Raw genomic sequence first — 18,893 nt, 5'->3', positions numbered from 1 at the left:
AAACAAAGATATAAAACAGATTATTCAGATTCATCCAAATACCCATCAATATCCCTTCTGTCCTTTTTTGTAGGCCTCCCCACTCCTTTTTTTCTGTAGTGGTCCTTCGCTAGTTTAAGCAGGTCATTATGTTCAAACGCTTCTTTAGGAGTAGTGTCTTTTCTATAAATGTCAACCAGCTTGGCCCCAACCCGACTTTCAGGAATATCCAAAACGGTAAGCTGATGTTCAATTTGGTTTTTTCGCACAAGAATTTTGTCCATGGGATATACCTCTCTAGATGGCTTTACTACAGCTCCATTAATTCGTACTTGGCCTTTTTTAACAGCAATGGCGGCAACGTTTCTTGTTTTAAAGTATCTAATACACCAAAGGTATTTGTCAATGCGCATAAACTCTGCAAATCTTTGTTAATGAAATAAGCAAAAATAACGGAAAATTGTATCTTGCGCAGCTAAATAAACATACTTAATGAAGTACAAGGTTTTTGTCTGCTTGATAATGAGTGTAGTAATCTTTTCATGTAAGAATGATGATGATTTGGAGGTTATAGCAATTGAAGCTAGTCTACTAAGTGAAGTTTCACCGGAGGATGATGCGGAAATTATAGAATTTCTTCAAACGCATTTCTATAATTATGATGAATTTGCAGCACCTCCAGCCGGTTTTGACTACAAAATACGCATTGATACTATTGCTGGGGATAATACCGATAAAATAGCACTAATTGACAGGGATGAACTTAAGTCTGCATCTGTTAATGTGTCTTCAGATGCTTTTGGTTTGGACGATGGGGAAGAAAACGTTGAACACACCTATTATTATTTGGAAGCAAGAGTAGGCGGTGGAGGTAGCCCAACTTATGCCGATTCTACCTTATTGAGATATCGTGGTACTTTGTTGGATGGTACTCTGTTTGATGAGAACCAAACTTTCTCTTGGCAAGAACTTCCATTTACCATAAGGGGCTACGCACAGGGAATCTCCAATTTTCATGCGGGTACAGAAGACCAAATAGTGGAAAATGGAGATGGAACCATATCGATTGCCAACAGTGGTATAGGTATGTTTATCCTACCATCTGGACTTGCATACTTTAACAGTTCTCCATCTACGCTAATATCTGCATACTCTATTTTACTTTTTGAGGTTGAAATAGGTGCTTTTATTGAAAATACCGATAATGACAATGATGGAGTTCCGTCTATATTGGAAGATTTAAATGGGGACGGTAATTTGAACAATGATGATACCGATGAAGAGGATGAACTAAATAATTTTGGTTTTTCAGTACCAAACTTTCAGGATGGTGATGATGATGGCGATGGGGTTTCTACCAATGATGAAATTACAGACGATGATGGAAATATAATCTTACCATACCCAGATGCGGATGGGGATGGCACCCCGGATTATTTGGATCCGGATACAAACTAAAAAAAGCCTGCTTTAAGCGGGCTTTTTATTTTTATATAAATATCGTTTCTTATAACTTCAAGGAAAGTGCAAAAATAACTTGGGATGGTCTAGAATCAACTCTACCTGAAATATCAGTAATGTTATTTCCAATAAATTCAGCTTCATTTTCGGAGAAACCTCGTTCATAGCGAACATCGACTCCAATTTTACCTAGATTAACCCCGACGCCAACATTAAGGCCAACTGAAAAATCATTTTCAACATCTTCAACTTCCAAATCTCCTAAATCGTTTTTAAGGGTGTATTGAAAGGCAGGACCTGCAAAAACATGTAAAGGGCCTATAAGCTTATAACCCAATAGCACTGGAAGATCTATTTTTGAAATATCATAATCATTGGAAGCTCCGTCAACATTATAGCTACTCTTTGTTTTAGAGTATACAAGTTCTGGACGAAGATAGATTTTTGGAAAATCCAGTTTTCCCCAAAAACCTACATGATATCCGGCTTTACCTTCGGCGCCTTCAACAATGTTTTGTCCTGCATCACCAACAGAGCCAATTAAATCACCGTTTTTGTTGTAGCTAAGTCCGGCTTTAATACCAAATCCTGAACCGCTTTGTGCAAATACAGCAGACCCCATTAAGGTCAACACTGCAACTAGAAATGTTTTTTTCATAAGTGTTTCGTTTTAAAAGATTGAAGAATATCAAAGATGATACCGAAAAAATTATTTTCGTTTCAACACTTTTAAAACGGCTGCTTCAATGGCTTTATTGTTCAGGCCATATTTATCCATAAGTTGTTCCGGTGTTCCACTTTCACCAAAAGTATCCTGTGTTGCCACAAATTCTTGGGGAGTAGGATAATGGGTAGCCAATACGCGGGAGACACTTTCCCCAAGACCACCAAGAAAATTGTGTTCTTCAGCGGTAACCACACAACCGGTCTTTTTTACTGAGTCCAAAATAGCCTTGTCATCAAGAGGCTTAATGGTGTGTATATTGATCACTTCTGCTGAAATCCCTTGATTTTCCAAATTTTCTGCGGCTAGTAGCGATTGCCAAACCAAGTGGCCTGTTGCAATAATAGTTACATCCGTACCTTCATTGAGCATCAGTGCTTTCCCAATTTCAAACTTTTGATCTGCTGGCGTAAAGTTTGCCACTTTTGGTCTACCAAAACGTAGGTAAACGGGTCCATCATGCTCTGCTATGGCCAGAGTTGCTGCTTTAGTCTGGTTAAAATCACAAGGATTGATAACCGTCATTCCAGGCAACATTTTCATTAGTCCAATGTCTTCCAATATTTGGTGCGTTGCCCCATCTTCACCTAAGGTTATCCCAGCATGCGAAGCACATATTTTCACATTTTTATCAGAATATGCGATGGATTGGCGAATTTGATCGTAGACTCTTCCTGTTGAAAAGTTGGCAAATGTTCCTGTAAATGGAATTTTTCCACCAATGGTCAGACCAGCGGCTATTCCCATCATGTTGGCTTCTGCTATTCCAATTTGAAAAAAGCGTTCTGGATTTTCATCAATAAAGGTTTGAATCTTTAAAGAACCTACCAAGTCGGCACAAAGGGCAACCACATTGGGATTTGTTCTTCCTAATTCCGTCATTCCAGCTCCAAATCCGCTTCGTGTATCGTTTTTTCCTTGATCAGTATATTTTGTCATGATAGTTTTCTTCAGAATTAATAATCGCCTACAGTTTCAGGGTTTTGAGCCAATGCCGTTTCCAATTGTTCGTCGTTGGGAGCTTTACCGTGCCAAGCATGGGTATGCATCATAAAATCAACTCCATTACCCATCATAGTGGTCATTATTATACAAACAGGTTTTCCTTTTCCTGTTCTACTTTTTGCCTCATTTAAGCCTTCTATGACTTGCTTTAAATCATTACCGTTTTCAATTTCCAAAACATCCCATCCAAAAACCCTAAACTTTTCGGCAACGTTGCCCAATGGCAACACATCATCTGTTGATCCATCTATTTGTTGTCCATTTAAATCGATAGTGGCAATATAATTGTCTACCTTATTTCCGGCGGCATACATAATGGCTTCCCAATTTTGCCCTTCCTGCAATTCTCCATCACCGTGTAGGCTATAAATTAAATGATTGTCTCCATTCAGCTTTTTAGCTAAAGCGGCACCAATAGCTACCGACATACCTTGACCCAATGAACCAGATGCAATGCGAACCCCAGGAAGACCTTCATGTGTTGTGGGATGACCTTGCAAACGAGAATTTATTAACCTAAAAGTGTTTAATTCCTCAACGGGAAAGTATCCTCTTCTTGCCAAAACACTATAAAAAACAGGGGAGATATGACCATTGGAAAGAAAGAAAAGGTCTTCGTCTTTTCCATCCATATCAAAACCATCTTTTAACTCCATAATTTCATTGTACAGTGCAACAAAAAATTCGGTACAACCAAGAGAACCTCCTGGATGCCCTGAATTTACTTTGTGCACCATTCTTAAAATGTCCCTTCGTACTTGGGTCACTAAATCCTGTAATTCTTGAGCGTTTGGCATTGTATTGATTTTAAGGCTTCAAAAGTAACCGCATTCACTTTGTTAAACAAGCACTTACTCATTATTTTACGAAACACTTTTCGTAAGTAAACTTTATTTTTTTGTTAAGGCTTTGTGGAAATGAGATGGCTATATTTGCGGTTTTAAAATTAAGTATTGGAATTTACCCTAAAACAAAAGGATAGTAAGAGCAAAGCAAGGGCTGGAGAATTGTCTACAGACCATGGTACCATACAGACACCCATTTTTATGCCAGTGGGTACTGTAGCATCTGTAAAGGGAGTGCATCAACGTGAATTAAAGGATGAAATAAACCCAGATGTTATACTCGGAAATACATATCATTTGTATTTACGTCCGGGAATTGAAATTTTGGAGCAAGCTGGCGGACTGCATAAGTTTATGGGTTGGGATAGAAATATTTTAACTGATAGTGGAGGGTATCAAGTGTATTCCTTGTCAGGTAATAGAAAAATAAAAGAAGAAGGAGTAAACTTTAAATCCCATATTGACGGATCAAGTCATTTTTTTACTCCAGAAAATGTGATGGAAATTCAGCGTGTCATTGGAGCAGATATTATTATGGCTTTTGATGAATGTACGCCTTATCCATGCGAGTACAACTATGCCAAAAGATCTATGCACATGACCCATAGATGGTTGGATAGATGTATTTCCCATTTGGAAAAGCTTCCATTTAAATATGGATATTCCCAGAGTTTTTTTCCAATTGTACAAGGCTCAACATACAAAGATTTGCGAAAGCAGTCGGCGGAATATATTGCATCCGTTGGGGCAGAAGGAAACGCAATTGGAGGGCTTTCCGTTGGGGAACCTGCGGAGGAAATGTATGAGATGGCCGAAATTGTCTGTGACATTCTACCAGAAGATAAACCAAGATATCTAATGGGTGTTGGGACACCCATAAACATTTTGGAAAATATTGCCCTTGGTGTTGATATGTTCGACTGTGTTATGCCTACTCGCAATGCACGAAATGGAATGTTGTTTACCGCTCACGGTACCATCAACATTAAAAACAAAAAATGGGAGGCAGATTTTTCACCTATTGATGAAATGGGCATCACATTTGTGGATACCGAATACTCAAAAGCATATTTGAGACATTTGTTTGCTGCAAATGAATATTTGGGCAAGCAAATTGCTACCATTCACAACCTTGGTTTTTACCTGTGGTTGGTACGTACGGCAAGAGAGCGTATTTTAGCTGGGGATTTTCAGGAATGGAAAACTAATATGGTACAACAAATGGATAAAAGATTGTAATGCTTACCATACTTGATAAATATATTCTTAAGCGTTATCTGGTTACCTTTTTAGGAATGCTATTACTATTTGTGCCTATTGGAATCATGGCCAATTTGGCGGAAAAAATAGGAAAGATTATAGATAATGAAGCCCCTTTGAGCGAGGTCATTGTGTTTTATGGGAACTTTACTTTGGTAATCGGAAACTTGTTACTTCCTATATTTTTGTTCTTATCCATTATCTTTTTCACCTCCAAACTGGCCAGTAATACTGAAATAGTTGCCATTTTAAGTTCGGGCGTATCATACACCCGTTTTCTAAGACCTTATTTTATCGGTGCGACCTTTGTGGCCATCCTCATATTTATGATGGGAATGTTCATTGTGCCGCATGCTAGTATTGGTTTTAATGAATTTGAATACGAATACTTTAAAAAAGGAAGGAAAGATAGGGTTACCAGCAATATATTCAATCAGCTGAACGGAAGCGATTACATTTATGTGAGCAGTTTTGACCCCAATAGGAAAATTGGCTACAATTTTACCTACGAGCATTTTGATTCAATCAAGAAGCTTGATTATAAAATTTCAGCTACGAATATTCGATGGATAGAGAAGGATAGCATCTATAGGTTGACAAATTATGAAAAAAGAAGGCTTAAGAATGATGTGGAGATTATACAGACCAAAAGAAGATTGGATACCCTTTTCACCTTTAAAATAGAAGATCTTACCCCGGTTTCCTATGTTGCAGAAACCAAAAATTTATTTGAACTGGATAAGTTTATAGAAGACCAGAAACAAAAGGGAGCTTCCAATATAAATGCATACATATTGGTAAAATATAAAAGATGGGCGCTGCCAATCGCTGCTTTTATACTTACAATAATAGCAGTAGCGGTTTCTTCCGTAAAAAGGAGGGGAGGCATGGGCTTAAACCTAGCATTTGGAATTGGAGTTGCCTTTATCTATATCTTTTTTGACAAAGTATTTGGTACCTTGGCAGAGCAGTCTGGTTTTTCACCTTTATTGGCAGTAGTTATCCCCAATCTTATTTTTGGCACCTTTGCAGTTTACATGTTGATTAAAGCCAAGCGATAACTGCAAAGTATTTTTTATAAGCGTAAATAGTGTTTGTTGTGTGCATAGATATACTTTAAGTTTTATATTTGTTCCCATCAAATTTTCTGAAAAAAACTAACTTTTCATGGAGTATCTAGATTTTGAACTTCCAATCAAAGAACTTGAAGACCAACTTCAAAAATGTATGGTCATTGGAGAAGAAAGTGATGTTGATGTAAGCGAAACATGTCAACAAATTGAAAAGAAGCTAGTAGAAACTCGCAAAGACATTTATAAAAATTTAACTGCTTGGCAAAGGGTGCAATTATCCAGACACCCCAATAGGCCATATACCATGGACTATATCAATGCCATTTGTGGGGATACGTTTCTAGAACTTCATGGGGATAGAACTGTAAAGGATGATAAGGCAATGATCGGAGGTTTAGGTAAAATCGGAGATCAAAGCTACATGTTCGTGGGTCAGCAAAAAGGATACAACACAAAAACCCGGCAGTACCGAAATTTTGGGATGGCCAACCCTGAAGGGTATCGAAAAGCTTTAAGGCTAATGAAGTCTGCTGAAAAATTTGGAATACCAGTGGTCAGTTTCGTGGATACTCCAGGTGCTTATCCCGGTATTGAAGCAGAAGAAAGAGGACAAGGAGAAGCCATTGCACGCAATATTTTGGAAATGACACGACTGAAAGTGCCTATCATTGTTATAATAATTGGTGAAGGAGCTTCAGGTGGTGCATTGGGAATTGGAGTGGGTGATAAGGTGTTGATGTTGGAAAATGCGTGGTACTCCGTAATATCTCCTGAAAACTGCTCATCCATTTTATGGCGAAGCTGGGAATACAAGGAAAAAGCAGCTGAAGCTTTAAAACTTACTGCTTCGGATAGCAAACGAATTAAGGTGGTTGATGAAATTATAAAAGAACCCGTTGGGGGAGCACATTCCAACAGGAAAAAAACTTTTGATACCGTCAAGAATAAAATTTCTTCCCATTTTGAAGAACTCAAAAAGTTATCACCAAAAGAGTTGGTGAAAACCAGAATGGAAAAATATGCAGAAATGGGTGTATTTAACGGGTAGTCACCGTTTTCTAGTACCCAATATTTTTTATCAGTTTTTTTTCTCAAATATTTTACTGTTATTAACAGATATTTTTAGTTATCAACATTAATTTTGTTGAACAACTGTGAACATCACGGTTGGCAAATTTAAAGTTAACTAAAGGTTAATTACCTACTTTAGCACTCATGGATAAGCCTAGCCCAATTATTGGACATAAAGTTGACAAGTCTACTCTCATCAACTTGGAAAGAGGGAAAATACCTCCACAAGCAGTTGATTTAGAGGAGGTTGTGCTTGGCGCTATGATGATTGATAAAAAAGGAGTGGATGAAGTAATAGATATCTTACATCCAGATGCTTTTTATAAGGATGCCCACCGTTATATTTACGAAGCCATCTTTAAATTGTTTGAATCCTCTGAACCAGTGGATTTATTAACCGTTTCTTCCCAATTGAAGAAGGACGGACGTTTGGATACAATAGGAGGGGACTTTTATTTGATAAAATTGACTCAAAAAGTAGCTTCTTCAGCACATATTGAGTTTCATGCTCGAATAATACTTCAAAAGTATATTCAAAGAAGTCTTATAAAAATCTCCAGTGAAATTATTGAGGATTCCTATAGTGAATCCAAAGATGTTTTTGATCTTTTGGACAATGCCGAGGCTAAATTATATGAAGTCACCCAGGGTAATTTAAAACGCTCCGCGGAGACGGCCCAAAATTTGGTCATTCAAGCTAAAAAGAAAATAGAGGAGATTTCAAATAAGGAAGGTTTAAGTGGAATTCCTTCTGGCTTTGATAAACTGGATAAATTAACATCGGGCTGGCAACCAAGTGATTTAATTATTGTTGCTGCAAGACCGGGTATGGGTAAAACAGCACTTACACTTTCCATGGCAAGAAATATTGCTGTGAATTCTGAAATTCCAGTAGCATTTTTCTCTTTGGAGATGTCTTCTGTACAATTGATAACACGATTAATTTCTTCGGAAACTGGGCTTTCATCTGAAAAATTGAGAACCGGTAGATTGGAAAAACATGAGTGGGAACAACTGAATGTTAAGGTAAAAGCGTTGGAAAAAGCGCCCTTATTCATTGATGATACACCATCACTTTCTATCTTCGATTTACGCGCAAAGGCTCGACGTTTAGCTTCTCAGCATGGTATAAAACTTATCGTAATTGACTACTTGCAGTTGATGACTGCAGGAGGAAGTCAAAAAGGCGGAAATAGGGAACAGGAAATTTCTACAATTTCCAGGAACTTGAAAGCGTTGGCCAAGGAACTTAGTGTGCCGGTCATTGCACTTTCCCAATTATCACGGGCTGTGGAGACCAGAGGCGGTAGTAAGCGCCCAATACTTTCAGATTTAAGGGAGTCCGGAGCAATTGAACAAGATGCAGATATTGTGTCGTTCATTTATCGTCCTGAATATTACAAAATTGATGAGTGGGATGATGAGGAACGTACCCCAACCCAGGGTCAGGCAGAGTTTATTGTAGCAAAACACCGTAACGGTGGATTAGATAATATTAGGTTAAAGTTTATCGGAGCCTTGGGTAAATTTGATAACTTGGATGATTTTGATTCCCCATTCGAATTTCAATCGAAGATGAATGCGGATGAAGAAAACCCATTTGCTACGCCAAATCTTCCCAATGCCAATGAAGCTTTTGGTAGTGCAATGAACAGTGACGATGACCCAGATAATGACGTGCCATTTTAAAAAGATTATTTTTTTGTCACCTCGAGCGCAGTCGAGAGGTCTCCTTCTTCTTTTTTTCTTTTTCTTTTTTTTGAAATCAACAGCTTCTGTAATCTTGATTCCTATGGATGCAGAGAGCCAAGAAAACCATTTAAAAGCGTATGGAATTACATATTGGGTACTTTCCAAACAACAAAAAGTACAATGGTTGTTAAATTACAGGGGTGGCTCTTTTTTGTTACCTGATGGAGATGCTATACGTAAGGAATGTCAGATTCGTGGCGTTTCGTTTGAAGTATTGTCAGATGGTCAAGCAGAAACTATTTTAGATGAAATAGGGAGTCCGTCTAAGAATCAGGAAGCGGTGATTTTGGAGAAAGCACCAAAAATAGCGGTGTACTCACCCAAAGGGAATCAACCTTGGGACGATGCGGTAACCATGGTATTGACTTATGCTGAAATTCCATATGTTACAATTTATGATGAGGAGGTATTGAATGACAAGTTGGCCCTATACGATTGGTTGCACTTACACCATGAAGATTTTACGGGCCAATACGGTAAATTTTATGGCGCATACAGAGCAGCACCTTGGTATATTGAAAACAAGAAAAACGCTGAAGAACTTGCTTCCAAACTTGGATATTCCAAAGTATCCGAGGAAAAACGGGCCGTGGCTTTAAAAATTAGGAATTATGTGATTGGCGGTGGGTTTATGTTTGCCATGTGCTCCGCAACGGATAGCTTTGATATTGCTTTGGCGGCTGAGAACGTTGATATTTGCGAACCCATGTTTGATGGTGACCCTTCGGATGCCAACTATCAGGGTACATTAAATTATGGTAACACTTTTGCTTTTACCAATTTTGTTTTGGAGCGAAATCCGTTACGCTATGAGTTTTCTTCAATCGATATGACGAATAAACGAAGAAATGTTCCAAAAGAATCGGATTACTTTTCATTAATGGAATTCTCCGCAAAATGGGATGCCGTACCTACAATGCTTACGCAGAACCATACTGCTTTGGTAAAGGGGTTTATGGGACAGACCACATCTTTTACTAGGGAAGAAGTGAAACCTACGGTGATGGTACTGGGAGAAAATAAGCTCAATGGGGAGGCCCGTTATATACATGGTATAAAAGGAAAAGGGTTTTTTACTTTTTACGGAGGGCATGATCCTGAAGATTACCAGCACAGGGTAGGGGATCCAAAAACTGAGCTGGAATTGCATCCAACATCACCTGGATATCGCTTAATTTTAAACAATGTGTTGTTTCCGGCAGCTAGAAAGAAGAAACAAAAGACCTAGAGAAATCTCTAAGATTCTACAACTGTGTTATTCCAATATTTACAAATACTGCATCCAATGGATTACCGTTGTTGTTTACAACATATCTAAATCGTACTTCATCATTTGCACTCAAAGGATAGATTATGGTACCAGAAGTGCCCCACCAATCCCTACTGGGAAGTGAAGCGAATCCGCGCGTTAGATATCCTCTTAAAGTATTGTTTATAAAAACACCAATTATATATTTTGTATCCCCAGCTGGCATGTCCCTTACTGAAAAAGCAGCACTCATAAAATAAGTGCCTGCCTCTTGTACCCTTATTCTCCCATTACCCAAAGTTTGAAAGATACCTCCAGTGTTATTAAGCTCATGGGTGACATTTACTGGAAGGTCATAGTATTGGTTGGTGCTGTTGACAATAAGATTGTTGTTGCCATTGCTTGCCCTATTAAGCACCAAAGCTTTACTGGTGTTACTTGGGGCAATCCAATTAGAACCTTCAAAAAAATTAAGTTGTTTGGTGTCTTCATTATAAATAAGCATCCCTTCTTCTGGATTGGTAAGATTGTTAATCTCCGTTTGACTAGCTTCGTGAACTTTAATCAAATCTCCTGCAGAAGGTACCTGCCCCCAACATTGCATTATGCATAAGAGGGATACTATAAAAAATGGCCCAAAATTTTTACGCACACCTGTTTTAAAGGAGACGAGCTGGAGCATACTTTGTTTGTTTTCAATAAAACTAAAAGAGGTGAGTGGGTATTACAATAAATTGTTGTGAATAACCTGATTTTCAATGTTATTCGTAAAAGAACAACTATTTTATAGCTACTCTAAATCTTGTAGTTGTAGCATAAATACAATTTTAGATTCGAGTAAGCTTTCTTATAAGGGCCTCATGTTTTGGAAATTTTTCAAGTAGGTTTTTTTGGGAGGGAAGTTCAAAATCTTCAAAATCAAAACCTGGGGATACAGTGCAACCCACAAAGGAATAACTATTTGGGTCTATTGTTTTTGCGGCAAACCAGTGGTTTCCGGGAACAACAAATTGGGGTACTTGCCCTTCAGTGAAATTGGCACCAATGATTTGTTCAGAATACTCACCGTCCTCTGAAATAATATATAATTTAATGGGTGACCCTGAGTAGAAATGCCAAATCTCATCCTGTTTTATTTTGTGAAATGCAGAAAAAGTGTCCGAAGTCAACAAAAAATAAATGCAAGTGGAATAGTTTCGTTTGCCATGGTAATTCAAATCAAGCGATTTTGAATCTATTTCACCAACGCTTCTGTACGTTTCTTTAAAATAGCCACCTTCTGGATGTGGGCTTAAACTGAACCTTTCTATGAGTTCTTCAATTTTGCTCATATCAATTTTTCTAAAATCCGTTCCACTCCAAAGTCATTATTGCTGGACGTTTCAAATTTGGAAACTTTTTTCACATTGGGGTGGGCATTGGCCATGGCAAAACTATATTCTGAAAGTCGAAGCATTTCCAAATCGTTATTGTAGTCACCAAAAACCATAATCTCATCTGAGGCAACCCCATAGGTTTGCATTAGCTTCTCCATCGCATACCCCTTATGTGCATTTTTGTGTGAAATATCAACCCAATTAGAGCCAGAATTTTTCACTTTTAAAGAGTCTTCCAAGTGCCTTACTGATGGATAAATATACTCTTCTGCATTTTCAAAGTGATAAATGGCAATTTTTAAAATTTCATCATCAACTAGTGATAGATTTTCTACAATCTTATATTTTGAAAAAAATTCACTAAGGCTGCCAAGGCACTTGGTAGAGGAAGTATGTAGAAAAGCAATGTCTTTACTGCACAGAATGGGATGTATATCTTCTTCCGAAGCAAACAGTTCTAGAATGGGGTCTATATTGTTTCTGGAAATCGGGGTGGTTAATAAAACTTCTTCTTGTTTCTTTACCAAAGCCCCATTTTCGGCAACAAAAATTACATCATCCTGTATAGTTCTTAATTTATCGACCATACTGTGGTATTGTCGCCCACTTGCAGCTACAAATTGAATATTTTTCCGTTTGAGTTCTTCAAAAATTTCAAAGAAACGATTACTCACTTGGTGATTGGAGTTTAACAATGTGCCATCCATATCGGTGACCACCATTTTAATCTTTGATAAGTCCATTATATATTTTAGAAATGCAAAGGTATGCGTTGCGTAGGGAATGATGTAAAGTTTGTATTAATTTCGTCAATTATGAAGTACTATCAATCTGAACTACAACTTAGGGCCTTCAAACGAGGGTTTCATTTAATAACTGATACTATACTGGAGTCCATTCCGGAAATTGGAAAGATACGCATAGGAATGTTACAGGTTTTCATCAAACATACTTCTGCCGGATTAACAATAAATGAAAATGCCGATCCAACAGTGCGTGTTGATTTTGAAAGCCATTTTAATAAAATGGTTCCCGAAAACGAGCCACATTACATTCACACATATGAAGGTGCTGATGATATGCCGGCGCATATAAAATCGTCGCTATTGGGAAGTTCGGTTCAGATACCGATAACGGACGGAAAGTTGAATCTAGGAATTTGGCAGGGTATTTATTTGTGTGAGCATAGAAACAATGCTTCCGGTAGGTACTTGGTGCTAACTGCTTTTGGAAATTAACTGAACCTATAACATGTAAAAATCCCGCTCAATTGAGCGGGATTTTTATAAGCGGGGTAAAGTTTATGTTAACTCTTATTTTACTCTTTCAACAATTGCTTTAAAAGCATCTGGATGGTTCATTGCCAAATCGGCTAAAACTTTTCTGTTAAGTTCTATCCCATTGGACTTTACCTTCCCCATAAATTGAGAGTAAGACATTCCGTGTATTCTGGCTCCTGCATTAATACGGGTAATCCAAAGTGAACGGAAAGTACGTTTTTTGTTTCTTCTATCGCGGTAGGCATAGAGCATTGCTTTTTCAACCGCGTTTTTGGCTACTGTCCAAACGTTTTTACGTCTTCCAAAGTAACCTTTGGCTTGCTTCATCACTTTTTTTCTTCGAGCTCTAGAAGCAACTGAATTTACTGATCTTGGCATAATGTTTCATTTTTTTGTAGTAGGCGGTCAATTTTTGACACTTTTAGAGCCTAACTCCAGGGTTAGTAATTAATGTACCGAATTGAACAATTATTTTAATCGCAATTGTTCTTTAATACTGTTAACATCTGACTCATGTACTAACGTAGAGTGTGTCAACTTAAGCTTACGCTTTTTAGACTTTTTGGTCAAAATATGACTCTTAAAAGCGTGCTTTCTTTTGATTTTACCAGAACCTGTAAGCTTAAATCGCTTTTTGGCACTGGATTTTGTTTTCATCTTAGGCATTTTCTCCTCTTTATATATTATTGCTGAATAGTTTCAGCATCCCGCTTATTTTTTACTGGCTTTGGGAGCTAAGAACATGGTCATTCGCTTACCTTCCAGTTTTGGCATCTGTTCTACTTTTCCTAATTCTTCAAGCTCTTGTGCCAATTTCAATAATAAAATTTCACCCTGATCCTTATAAACTATGGATCTTCCTTTAAAAAAAACATAAGCTTTGAGCTTAGCTCCGTCTTTTAAGAATTTTTCAGCATGTCTCTTTTTAAACTCATAATCGTGGTCATCCGTTTGTGGGCCAAATCGTATTTCCTTTACAATTACCTTGGTCGCTTTTGCTTTCAGCGCCTTGTCACGTTTCTTCTGCTCATAAAGAAACTTTTTATAATCTATGATCTTACAAACTGGAGGAATGGCTTTTGGAGAAATCTCCACCAAATCCAATTCCAACTCGTTAGCTTTAACCAAGGCTTGCGCTGTTGGATAAACACCAACTTCCACATTATCTCCAACAAGTCTAACCTCTGGAGCTATAATATTTTCATTGATTTTATGAGGGTTTTTATTTTCCCTTCTAGGTTGGGGCCTAAATCTTCTTCGTATTGCTATGACGTATACTTTTTAATTAAACTAAATTTTTAGAACGACTTTAAGGTACTATTTATTTCAGTAGATACCAAGTCTGAAAACGTATTGATGCTAATACTACCAAAATCCTCTCCTCCATGTCTTCTAACTGAAACATTTTCAGAGGTTTCCTCCTGCTCACCAACTATGAGCATGAAGGGGATTTTTTTAAGCTCAGCTTCACGGATTTTTTTCCCTACCGTCTCATTCCTATTATCAATGAGCGCGCGAATTTCGTGATTTTCTAAAGAATTCAAAACTTTTTCAGCATATTTTTCATGTTTCTCGCTGACAGGCAATATTATAGCTTGAACAGGAATGAGCCACAAGGGGAAGTTTCCGCCCGTGTGTTCCAACAATAATGCTACAAAACGCTCCAGGCTTCCGAACGGAGCACGGTGAATCATTACTGGCCTATGTAATTCATTATCACTTCCTTTATAGGTAAGATCAAAACGCTCGGGAAGCGTATAATCGACCTGAATGGTGCCAAGTTGCCACTGTCTACCCAAGGCATCCTTTATCATAAAATCCAACTTAGGGCCATAAAATGCAGCTTCACCACTTTCAATGATATAATCGAGCCCTTTCTCATCCGCAGCTTCTATAATTGCCTTTTCAGCATTGTCCCAATTTTCAACAGAGCCAATATACTTTTCTGGTTTGTTTAAATCTCGTACCGAAACTTGAGCCGTAAAGTTTTCAAACCCTAAAGAACCCAAGACATAAAGTGTCAAGTCTATAACATTTTTAAACTCTTCGTTAATTTGGTCTGGCGTGCAAAAAATATGTGCATCATCTTGGGTAAAACCTCTAACACGTGTTAAACCATGCAATTCCCCACTTTGTTCATACCGATACACCGTACCAAACTCGGCATAACGCTTTGGAAGGTCTTTATAGCTAAAAGGACTACTATTATATATCTCACAGTGATGCGGACAGTTCATGGGTTTTAATAGAAATTCCTCATCGTCCTTTGGAGTGTGAATGGGTTGAAAGCTATCTTCACCATATTTGGCATAATGGCCAGAGGTAACGTAGAGTTCCTTTTGTCCAATATGAGGGGTAACTACCATTTCGTACCCTGCTTTCTTTTGTGCTTTTTTCAGGAAATCTTCAAGGCGCTCCCTCAAAGCAGCACCCTTGGGAAGCCATAGCGGAAGTCCTTGCCCAACTTTTTTGGAAAAAGTGAACAATTCCAGTTCTTTTCCCAACTTTCTATGGTCCCGTTTTTTTGCTTCTTCTAAAAGTTCTAAATATTCAGTAAGTTCCTTTTGTTTTGGAAATGAAATACCGTAAACCCTTGTAAGTTGCTTGTTGTTTTCATCTCCTCTCCAATAAGCGCCTGCAACACTTAATATTTTAATTGCTTTGATGATTCCAGTATTTGGAATATGACCACCCCTACATAAATCTGTAAAAGAACTATGGTCGCAAAAGGTAATAGTGCCGTCTTCCAGATTTTCAATAAGTTCTACCTTATATACATTATCCTGCTCTTTATAATATGAAAGGGCTTCAGCCTTTGAGACACTTCGCATTTTATAATCATGTTTGCCTCTTGCAATCTCTATTGCTTTCTTTTCAATAGTAGGAAAATCTTTTTCTGAAATTGATTGCTCTCCAAAATCTACATCGTAGTAAAACCCATTTTGTATGGCTGGACCTATAGTAAGTTTTACGCCAGGGTACAATTCTTCAATTGCTTGTGCAACAACGTGGGAAGTGGAATGCCAAAAAGCTTTTTTACCTTCATCATTGTTCCAAGTATACAGGGTGAGCGTACCATCTTGGTTAAGGGACGTAGTGGTTTCTACAACAGTATCATTGAATTTTGCCGAAATAACGTTTCTGGCTAACCCTTCACTTATGCTTTTGGCAATCTCCATTGGAGTAGTGCCCTCAGAAACTTTCTTTATTGCGCCGTCTGGCAATGTAATTTCAATCATTTTGTTCTCCTTCTTTTGGATGGTGTGCAAAGATAGTATGTTGAGTTGATGCCTACAATAGTAATAGAGAGTTCAATTGATAGAAGGCTTTTAGTCAAGTGCTTATCAAATTATAATGTAAATTGAACAGTATATGTGTAGTAATATTTTCACTATGTTTATCGTAAAGTGTTGGTATACAATAAATTGTATTTTTTTTGATTTTTTTTTCGAATTTGTTTTGTGGTATCATTTAAACCTCTCTATATTTGCACCCGCTTAGCTGATAAGGCTGGGTTTTAAAAGGGGATAGAAAAGGTCTTTTTCGGGCCGGTTTTTTTTCTTTTTGAATAGGAAGAAGTTCATTTGACATATTGTATAGACAGCGTAAAAGAGAATAACAAAGAACCATTTTGATGCAGGGACTTGGGAATTGTTTTGGGAGTTAAGAATATTTAACTTTTTACAATGAAGAGTTTGATCCTGGCTCAGGATGAACGCTAGCGGCAGGCCTAACACATGCAAGTCGAGGGGTAACATTTGTGCTTGCACAAGATGACGACCGGCGCACGGGTGCGGAACGCGTATGGAACCTGCCCTTGTCAGGGGAATAGCCCAGAGAAATTTGGATTAATGCCCCATGGTATCCATTTGCCACATGGCATATGGATTAAAGATTTATCGGACAAGGATGGCCATGCGTACCATTAGTCAGATGGTGAGGTAACGGCTCACCATAACTACGATGGTTAGGGGCCCTGAGAGGGGGATCCCCCACACTGGTACTGAGACACGGACCAGACTCCTACGGGAGGCAGCAGTGAGGAATATTGGACAATGGGCGGGAGCCTGATCCAGCCATGCCGCGTGCAGGATGACTGCCCTATGGGTTGTAAACTGCTTTTATACGGGAAGAAACCCATCTACGTGTAGATGGCTGACGGTACCGTAAGAATAAGGACCGGCTAACTCCGTGCCAGCAGCCGCGGTAATACGGAGGGTCCGAGCGTTATCCGGAATCATTGGGTTTAAAGGGTCCGTAGGCGGGCCATTAAGTCAGGGGTGAAAGTCTGCAGCTCAACTGTAGAATTGCCTTTGATACTGGTGGTCTTGAGTCGTTGTGAAGTGGCCGGAACATGTGGTGTAGCGGTGAAATGCATAGATATCACATAGAACACCGATTGCGAAGGCAGGTCACTAACAACGTACTGACGCTGATGGACGAAAGCGTGGGTAGCGAACGGGATTAGATACCCCGGTAGTCCACGCCGTAAACGATGGATACTAGCTGTCGGGACCTCGGTCTCGGCGGCCAAGCGAAAGTGATAAGTATCCCACCTGGGGAGTACGTTCGCAAGAATGAAACTCAAAGGAATTGACGGGGGCCCGCACAAGCGGTGGAGCATGTGGTTTAATTCGATGATACGCGAGGAACCTTACCAGGGCTTAAATGTAGTGTGACAGGGGTAGAGATACCTTTTTCTTCGGACACATTACAAGGTGCTGCATGGTTGTCGTCAGCTCGTGCCGTGAGGTGTCAGGTTAAGTCCTATAACGAGCGCAACCCCTACCGTTAGTTGCCAGCATGTAAAGATGGGGACTCTAACGGGACTGCCGGTGCAAACCGTGAGGAAGGTGGGGACGACGTCAAATCATCACGGCCCTTACGTCCTGGGCCACACACGTGCTACAATGGCCGGTACAGAGGGAAGCCACCACGCAAGTGGGCGCGGATCTATAAAACCGGTCACAGTTCGGATCGGGGTCTGCAACTCGACCCCGTGAAGCTGGAATCGCTAGTAATCGGATATCAGCCATGATCCGGTGAATACGTTCCCGGGCCTTGTACACACCGCCCGTCAAGCCATGGAAGCCGGGAGTGCCTGAAGTCCGTCACCGTAAGGAGCGGCCTAGGGCAAAATCGGTAACTAGGGCTAAGTCGTAACAAGGTAGCCGTACCGGAAGGTGCGGCTGGAACACCTCCTTTCTAGAGAAAGACGACCGGACGATGTCCCGTCCTTTCATCGGGGTGGTCCTTGTTTTTCTTTTATGCTGTCTTATAATATGTTCACCAAAGAGTCTCATAGCTCAGCTGGTTAGAGCGCTACACTGATAATGTAGAGGTCGGCAGTTCGAGTCTGCCTGAGACTACTGTATTGCGGTCTTATGGCTGCTTACGTTCATTAAATATTGAAGGAAATTCTAGAAGTTGGGCAACCATGGGTTGACAGGTTACAATTAACTGCAGACTGTTAACTGTGAGCTGCCGCCTAGAAATGGGGGATTAGCTCAGCTGGCTAGAGCGCCTGCCTTGCACGCAGGAGGTCATCGGTTCGACTCCGATATTCTCCACAAGGGCGTAAAAGCTGTCCACGGCATATTTTTTTGCCAGTGGCGGCCCGCCACAAGTTCATTGACATATTGGGACGGAGCGTGATGGTTTATACCATCATGGCGAAGTCAAAAAAGAAACACGAAGTAGAATAGAATATAATAAAGGATTACGAGGGCATTTGTACTTAGGTACAGGTGCGACAAGCAAAATAAGGGCGTATGGGGGATGCCTGGGCTCTCAGAGGCGAAGAAGGACGTGATAAGCT

At 39.3% G+C, this 18,893-nt stretch carries 18 protein-coding genes, 2 tRNA genes and 2 rRNA genes (1 of these 22 cut by a window edge); 11 read left to right on the top strand and 11 right to left on the bottom strand.

From position 1 onward, the window contains the following. Positions 1-20: 20 nt before the first annotated feature. A complete protein-coding gene (locus AAY42_RS06200) occupies positions 21-392 on the bottom strand; it encodes an RNA-binding S4 domain-containing protein (RefSeq protein WP_055393394.1) in 372 nt (123 codons plus the stop codon). Positions 393-471: 79 nt separating this feature from the next. Between AAY42_RS06200 and AAY42_RS06195 the strand changes: the two genes are divergently transcribed. Beyond that, complete coding sequence (locus AAY42_RS06195) at positions 472-1,437, top strand: FKBP-type peptidyl-prolyl cis-trans isomerase (protein WP_139063667.1); 966 nt, start codon at positions 472-474, stop codon at positions 1,435-1,437. A 49-nt stretch (positions 1,438-1,486) separates the two neighbouring features. On the opposite strand, the gene AAY42_RS06190 is transcribed toward AAY42_RS06195, so the two are convergent. The 3 genes from AAY42_RS06190 to AAY42_RS06180 are packed head-to-tail and all read right to left on the bottom strand — an operon-like array spanning position 1,487 to position 3,966. Further along, on the bottom strand, positions 1,487-2,098 hold the full coding sequence (locus AAY42_RS06190) for an outer membrane beta-barrel protein (protein ID WP_055393389.1): 612 nt from the start codon (positions 2,096-2,098) through the stop codon (positions 1,487-1,489). Positions 2,099-2,149: 51 nt separating this feature from the next. Beyond that, positions 2,150-3,103: a transketolase family protein gene (locus AAY42_RS06185; protein WP_055393386.1), complete on the bottom strand. Its 954-nt coding sequence runs from the start codon at positions 3,101-3,103 to the stop codon at positions 2,150-2,152. A 17-nt stretch (positions 3,104-3,120) separates the two neighbouring features. Further along, positions 3,121-3,966: a transketolase gene (locus AAY42_RS06180; protein WP_055393384.1), complete on the bottom strand. Its 846-nt coding sequence runs from the start codon at positions 3,964-3,966 to the stop codon at positions 3,121-3,123. A gap of 156 nt (positions 3,967-4,122) precedes the next feature. On the opposite strand from AAY42_RS06180, the gene tgt reads away from it, so the two are divergent. The 5 genes from tgt (at position 4,123) to AAY42_RS06155 (ending at position 10,398) form a co-directional block, all read left to right on the top strand. Next, positions 4,123-5,253 carry a tRNA guanosine(34) transglycosylase Tgt gene (gene tgt, locus AAY42_RS06175; RefSeq protein WP_055393382.1) on the top strand — a complete coding sequence of 377 codons (1,131 nt, stop codon included), beginning with the start codon at positions 4,123-4,125 and terminating at the stop codon, positions 5,251-5,253. Then, positions 5,253-6,335, top strand: coding sequence for an LptF/LptG family permease (locus tag AAY42_RS06170; RefSeq protein WP_055393380.1), 1,083 nt, complete (start codon positions 5,253-5,255; stop codon positions 6,333-6,335). Before tgt ends, AAY42_RS06170 begins: the two co-directional genes overlap by 1 nt. A gap of 106 nt (positions 6,336-6,441) precedes the next feature. Then, complete coding sequence (locus AAY42_RS06165) at positions 6,442-7,395, top strand: acetyl-CoA carboxylase carboxyltransferase subunit alpha (protein ID WP_055393378.1); 954 nt, start codon at positions 6,442-6,444, stop codon at positions 7,393-7,395. Positions 7,396-7,562: 167 nt separating this feature from the next. Beyond that, positions 7,563-9,107, top strand: a complete 1,545-nt coding sequence (dnaB, locus tag AAY42_RS06160) for a replicative DNA helicase (RefSeq protein WP_055393377.1) — start codon at positions 7,563-7,565, stop codon at positions 9,105-9,107. Beyond that, on the top strand, positions 9,079-10,398 hold the full coding sequence (locus tag AAY42_RS06155; RefSeq protein ID WP_417935075.1) for an asparagine synthetase B: 1,320 nt from the start codon (positions 9,079-9,081) through the stop codon (positions 10,396-10,398). Before dnaB ends, AAY42_RS06155 begins: the two co-directional genes overlap by 29 nt. Before the next feature lie 16 nt (positions 10,399-10,414). Here the strand turns inward: AAY42_RS06155 and AAY42_RS06150 are convergent, their stop codons facing one another. The 3 genes from AAY42_RS06150 to AAY42_RS06140 form a co-directional block, all read right to left on the bottom strand. Next, positions 10,415-11,101, bottom strand: coding sequence for a hypothetical protein (locus tag AAY42_RS06150; protein ID WP_139063665.1), 687 nt, complete (start codon positions 11,099-11,101; stop codon positions 10,415-10,417). Between the two features lie 145 nt (positions 11,102-11,246). Beyond that, complete coding sequence (locus AAY42_RS06145) at positions 11,247-11,750, bottom strand: cupin domain-containing protein (RefSeq protein ID WP_055393372.1); 504 nt, start codon at positions 11,748-11,750, stop codon at positions 11,247-11,249. Continuing rightward, a complete protein-coding gene (locus AAY42_RS06140; RefSeq protein WP_055393370.1) occupies positions 11,747-12,538 on the bottom strand; it encodes an HAD family hydrolase in 792 nt (263 codons plus the stop codon). The genes AAY42_RS06145 and AAY42_RS06140 overlap by 4 nt, the downstream gene beginning before the upstream one ends. 72 nt (positions 12,539-12,610) lie before the next feature. Here AAY42_RS06140 and AAY42_RS06135 point away from each other — a divergent pair, with 72 nt between their 5' ends. Next, the gene (locus tag AAY42_RS06135) at positions 12,611-13,033 is read left to right on the top strand and encodes a secondary thiamine-phosphate synthase enzyme YjbQ (protein ID WP_055397745.1); all 423 of its coding nucleotides are present in this window, start codon (positions 12,611-12,613) and stop codon (positions 13,031-13,033) included. A 75-nt stretch (positions 13,034-13,108) separates the two neighbouring features. Here the strand turns inward: AAY42_RS06135 and rplT are convergent, their stop codons facing one another. From rplT to thrS, 4 genes are all read right to left on the bottom strand, one after another. After that, on the bottom strand, positions 13,109-13,453 hold the full coding sequence (gene rplT / locus AAY42_RS06130) for a 50S ribosomal protein L20 (protein WP_055393369.1): 345 nt from the start codon (positions 13,451-13,453) through the stop codon (positions 13,109-13,111). A gap of 90 nt (positions 13,454-13,543) precedes the next feature. Next, positions 13,544-13,741 carry a 50S ribosomal protein L35 gene (rpmI, locus tag AAY42_RS17930; protein ID WP_073181711.1) on the bottom strand — a complete coding sequence of 66 codons (198 nt, stop codon included), beginning with the start codon at positions 13,739-13,741 and terminating at the stop codon, positions 13,544-13,546. Between the two features lie 45 nt (positions 13,742-13,786). Then, entirely contained in the window at positions 13,787-14,338 is a 552-nt protein-coding gene (gene infC, locus AAY42_RS06125) for a translation initiation factor IF-3 (protein ID WP_262491960.1), read from the bottom strand. A 35-nt stretch (positions 14,339-14,373) separates the two neighbouring features. Continuing rightward, entirely contained in the window at positions 14,374-16,314 is a 1,941-nt protein-coding gene (gene thrS / locus AAY42_RS06120) for a threonine--tRNA ligase (RefSeq protein ID WP_055393364.1), read from the bottom strand. 444 nt (positions 16,315-16,758) lie between these two features. On the opposite strand from thrS, the gene AAY42_RS06115 reads away from it, so the two are divergent. The 4 genes from AAY42_RS06115 to AAY42_RS06100 form a co-directional block, all read left to right on the top strand. Continuing rightward, positions 16,759-18,280, top strand: a 16S ribosomal RNA gene (locus AAY42_RS06115). 90 nt (positions 18,281-18,370) lie between these two features. After that, positions 18,371-18,444: transfer RNA gene (locus AAY42_RS06110), tRNA-Ile, on the top strand. A 127-nt stretch (positions 18,445-18,571) separates the two neighbouring features. After that, positions 18,572-18,645 (top strand) — tRNA-Ala (locus AAY42_RS06105). A 179-nt stretch (positions 18,646-18,824) separates the two neighbouring features. Next, positions 18,825-18,893, top strand: a 23S ribosomal RNA gene (locus AAY42_RS06100); it runs 2,758 nt beyond the window's last position. Together the 16S and 23S rRNA genes with 2 tRNA genes alongside form the textbook arrangement of a ribosomal RNA operon.

Origin of the sequence: Flagellimonas eckloniae, from assembly GCF_001413955.1 — a bacterium.
Lineage (GTDB): Bacteria > Bacteroidota > Bacteroidia > Flavobacteriales > Flavobacteriaceae > Flagellimonas > Flagellimonas eckloniae.
This window is presented reverse-complemented; position numbering and strand designations above follow the sequence as displayed.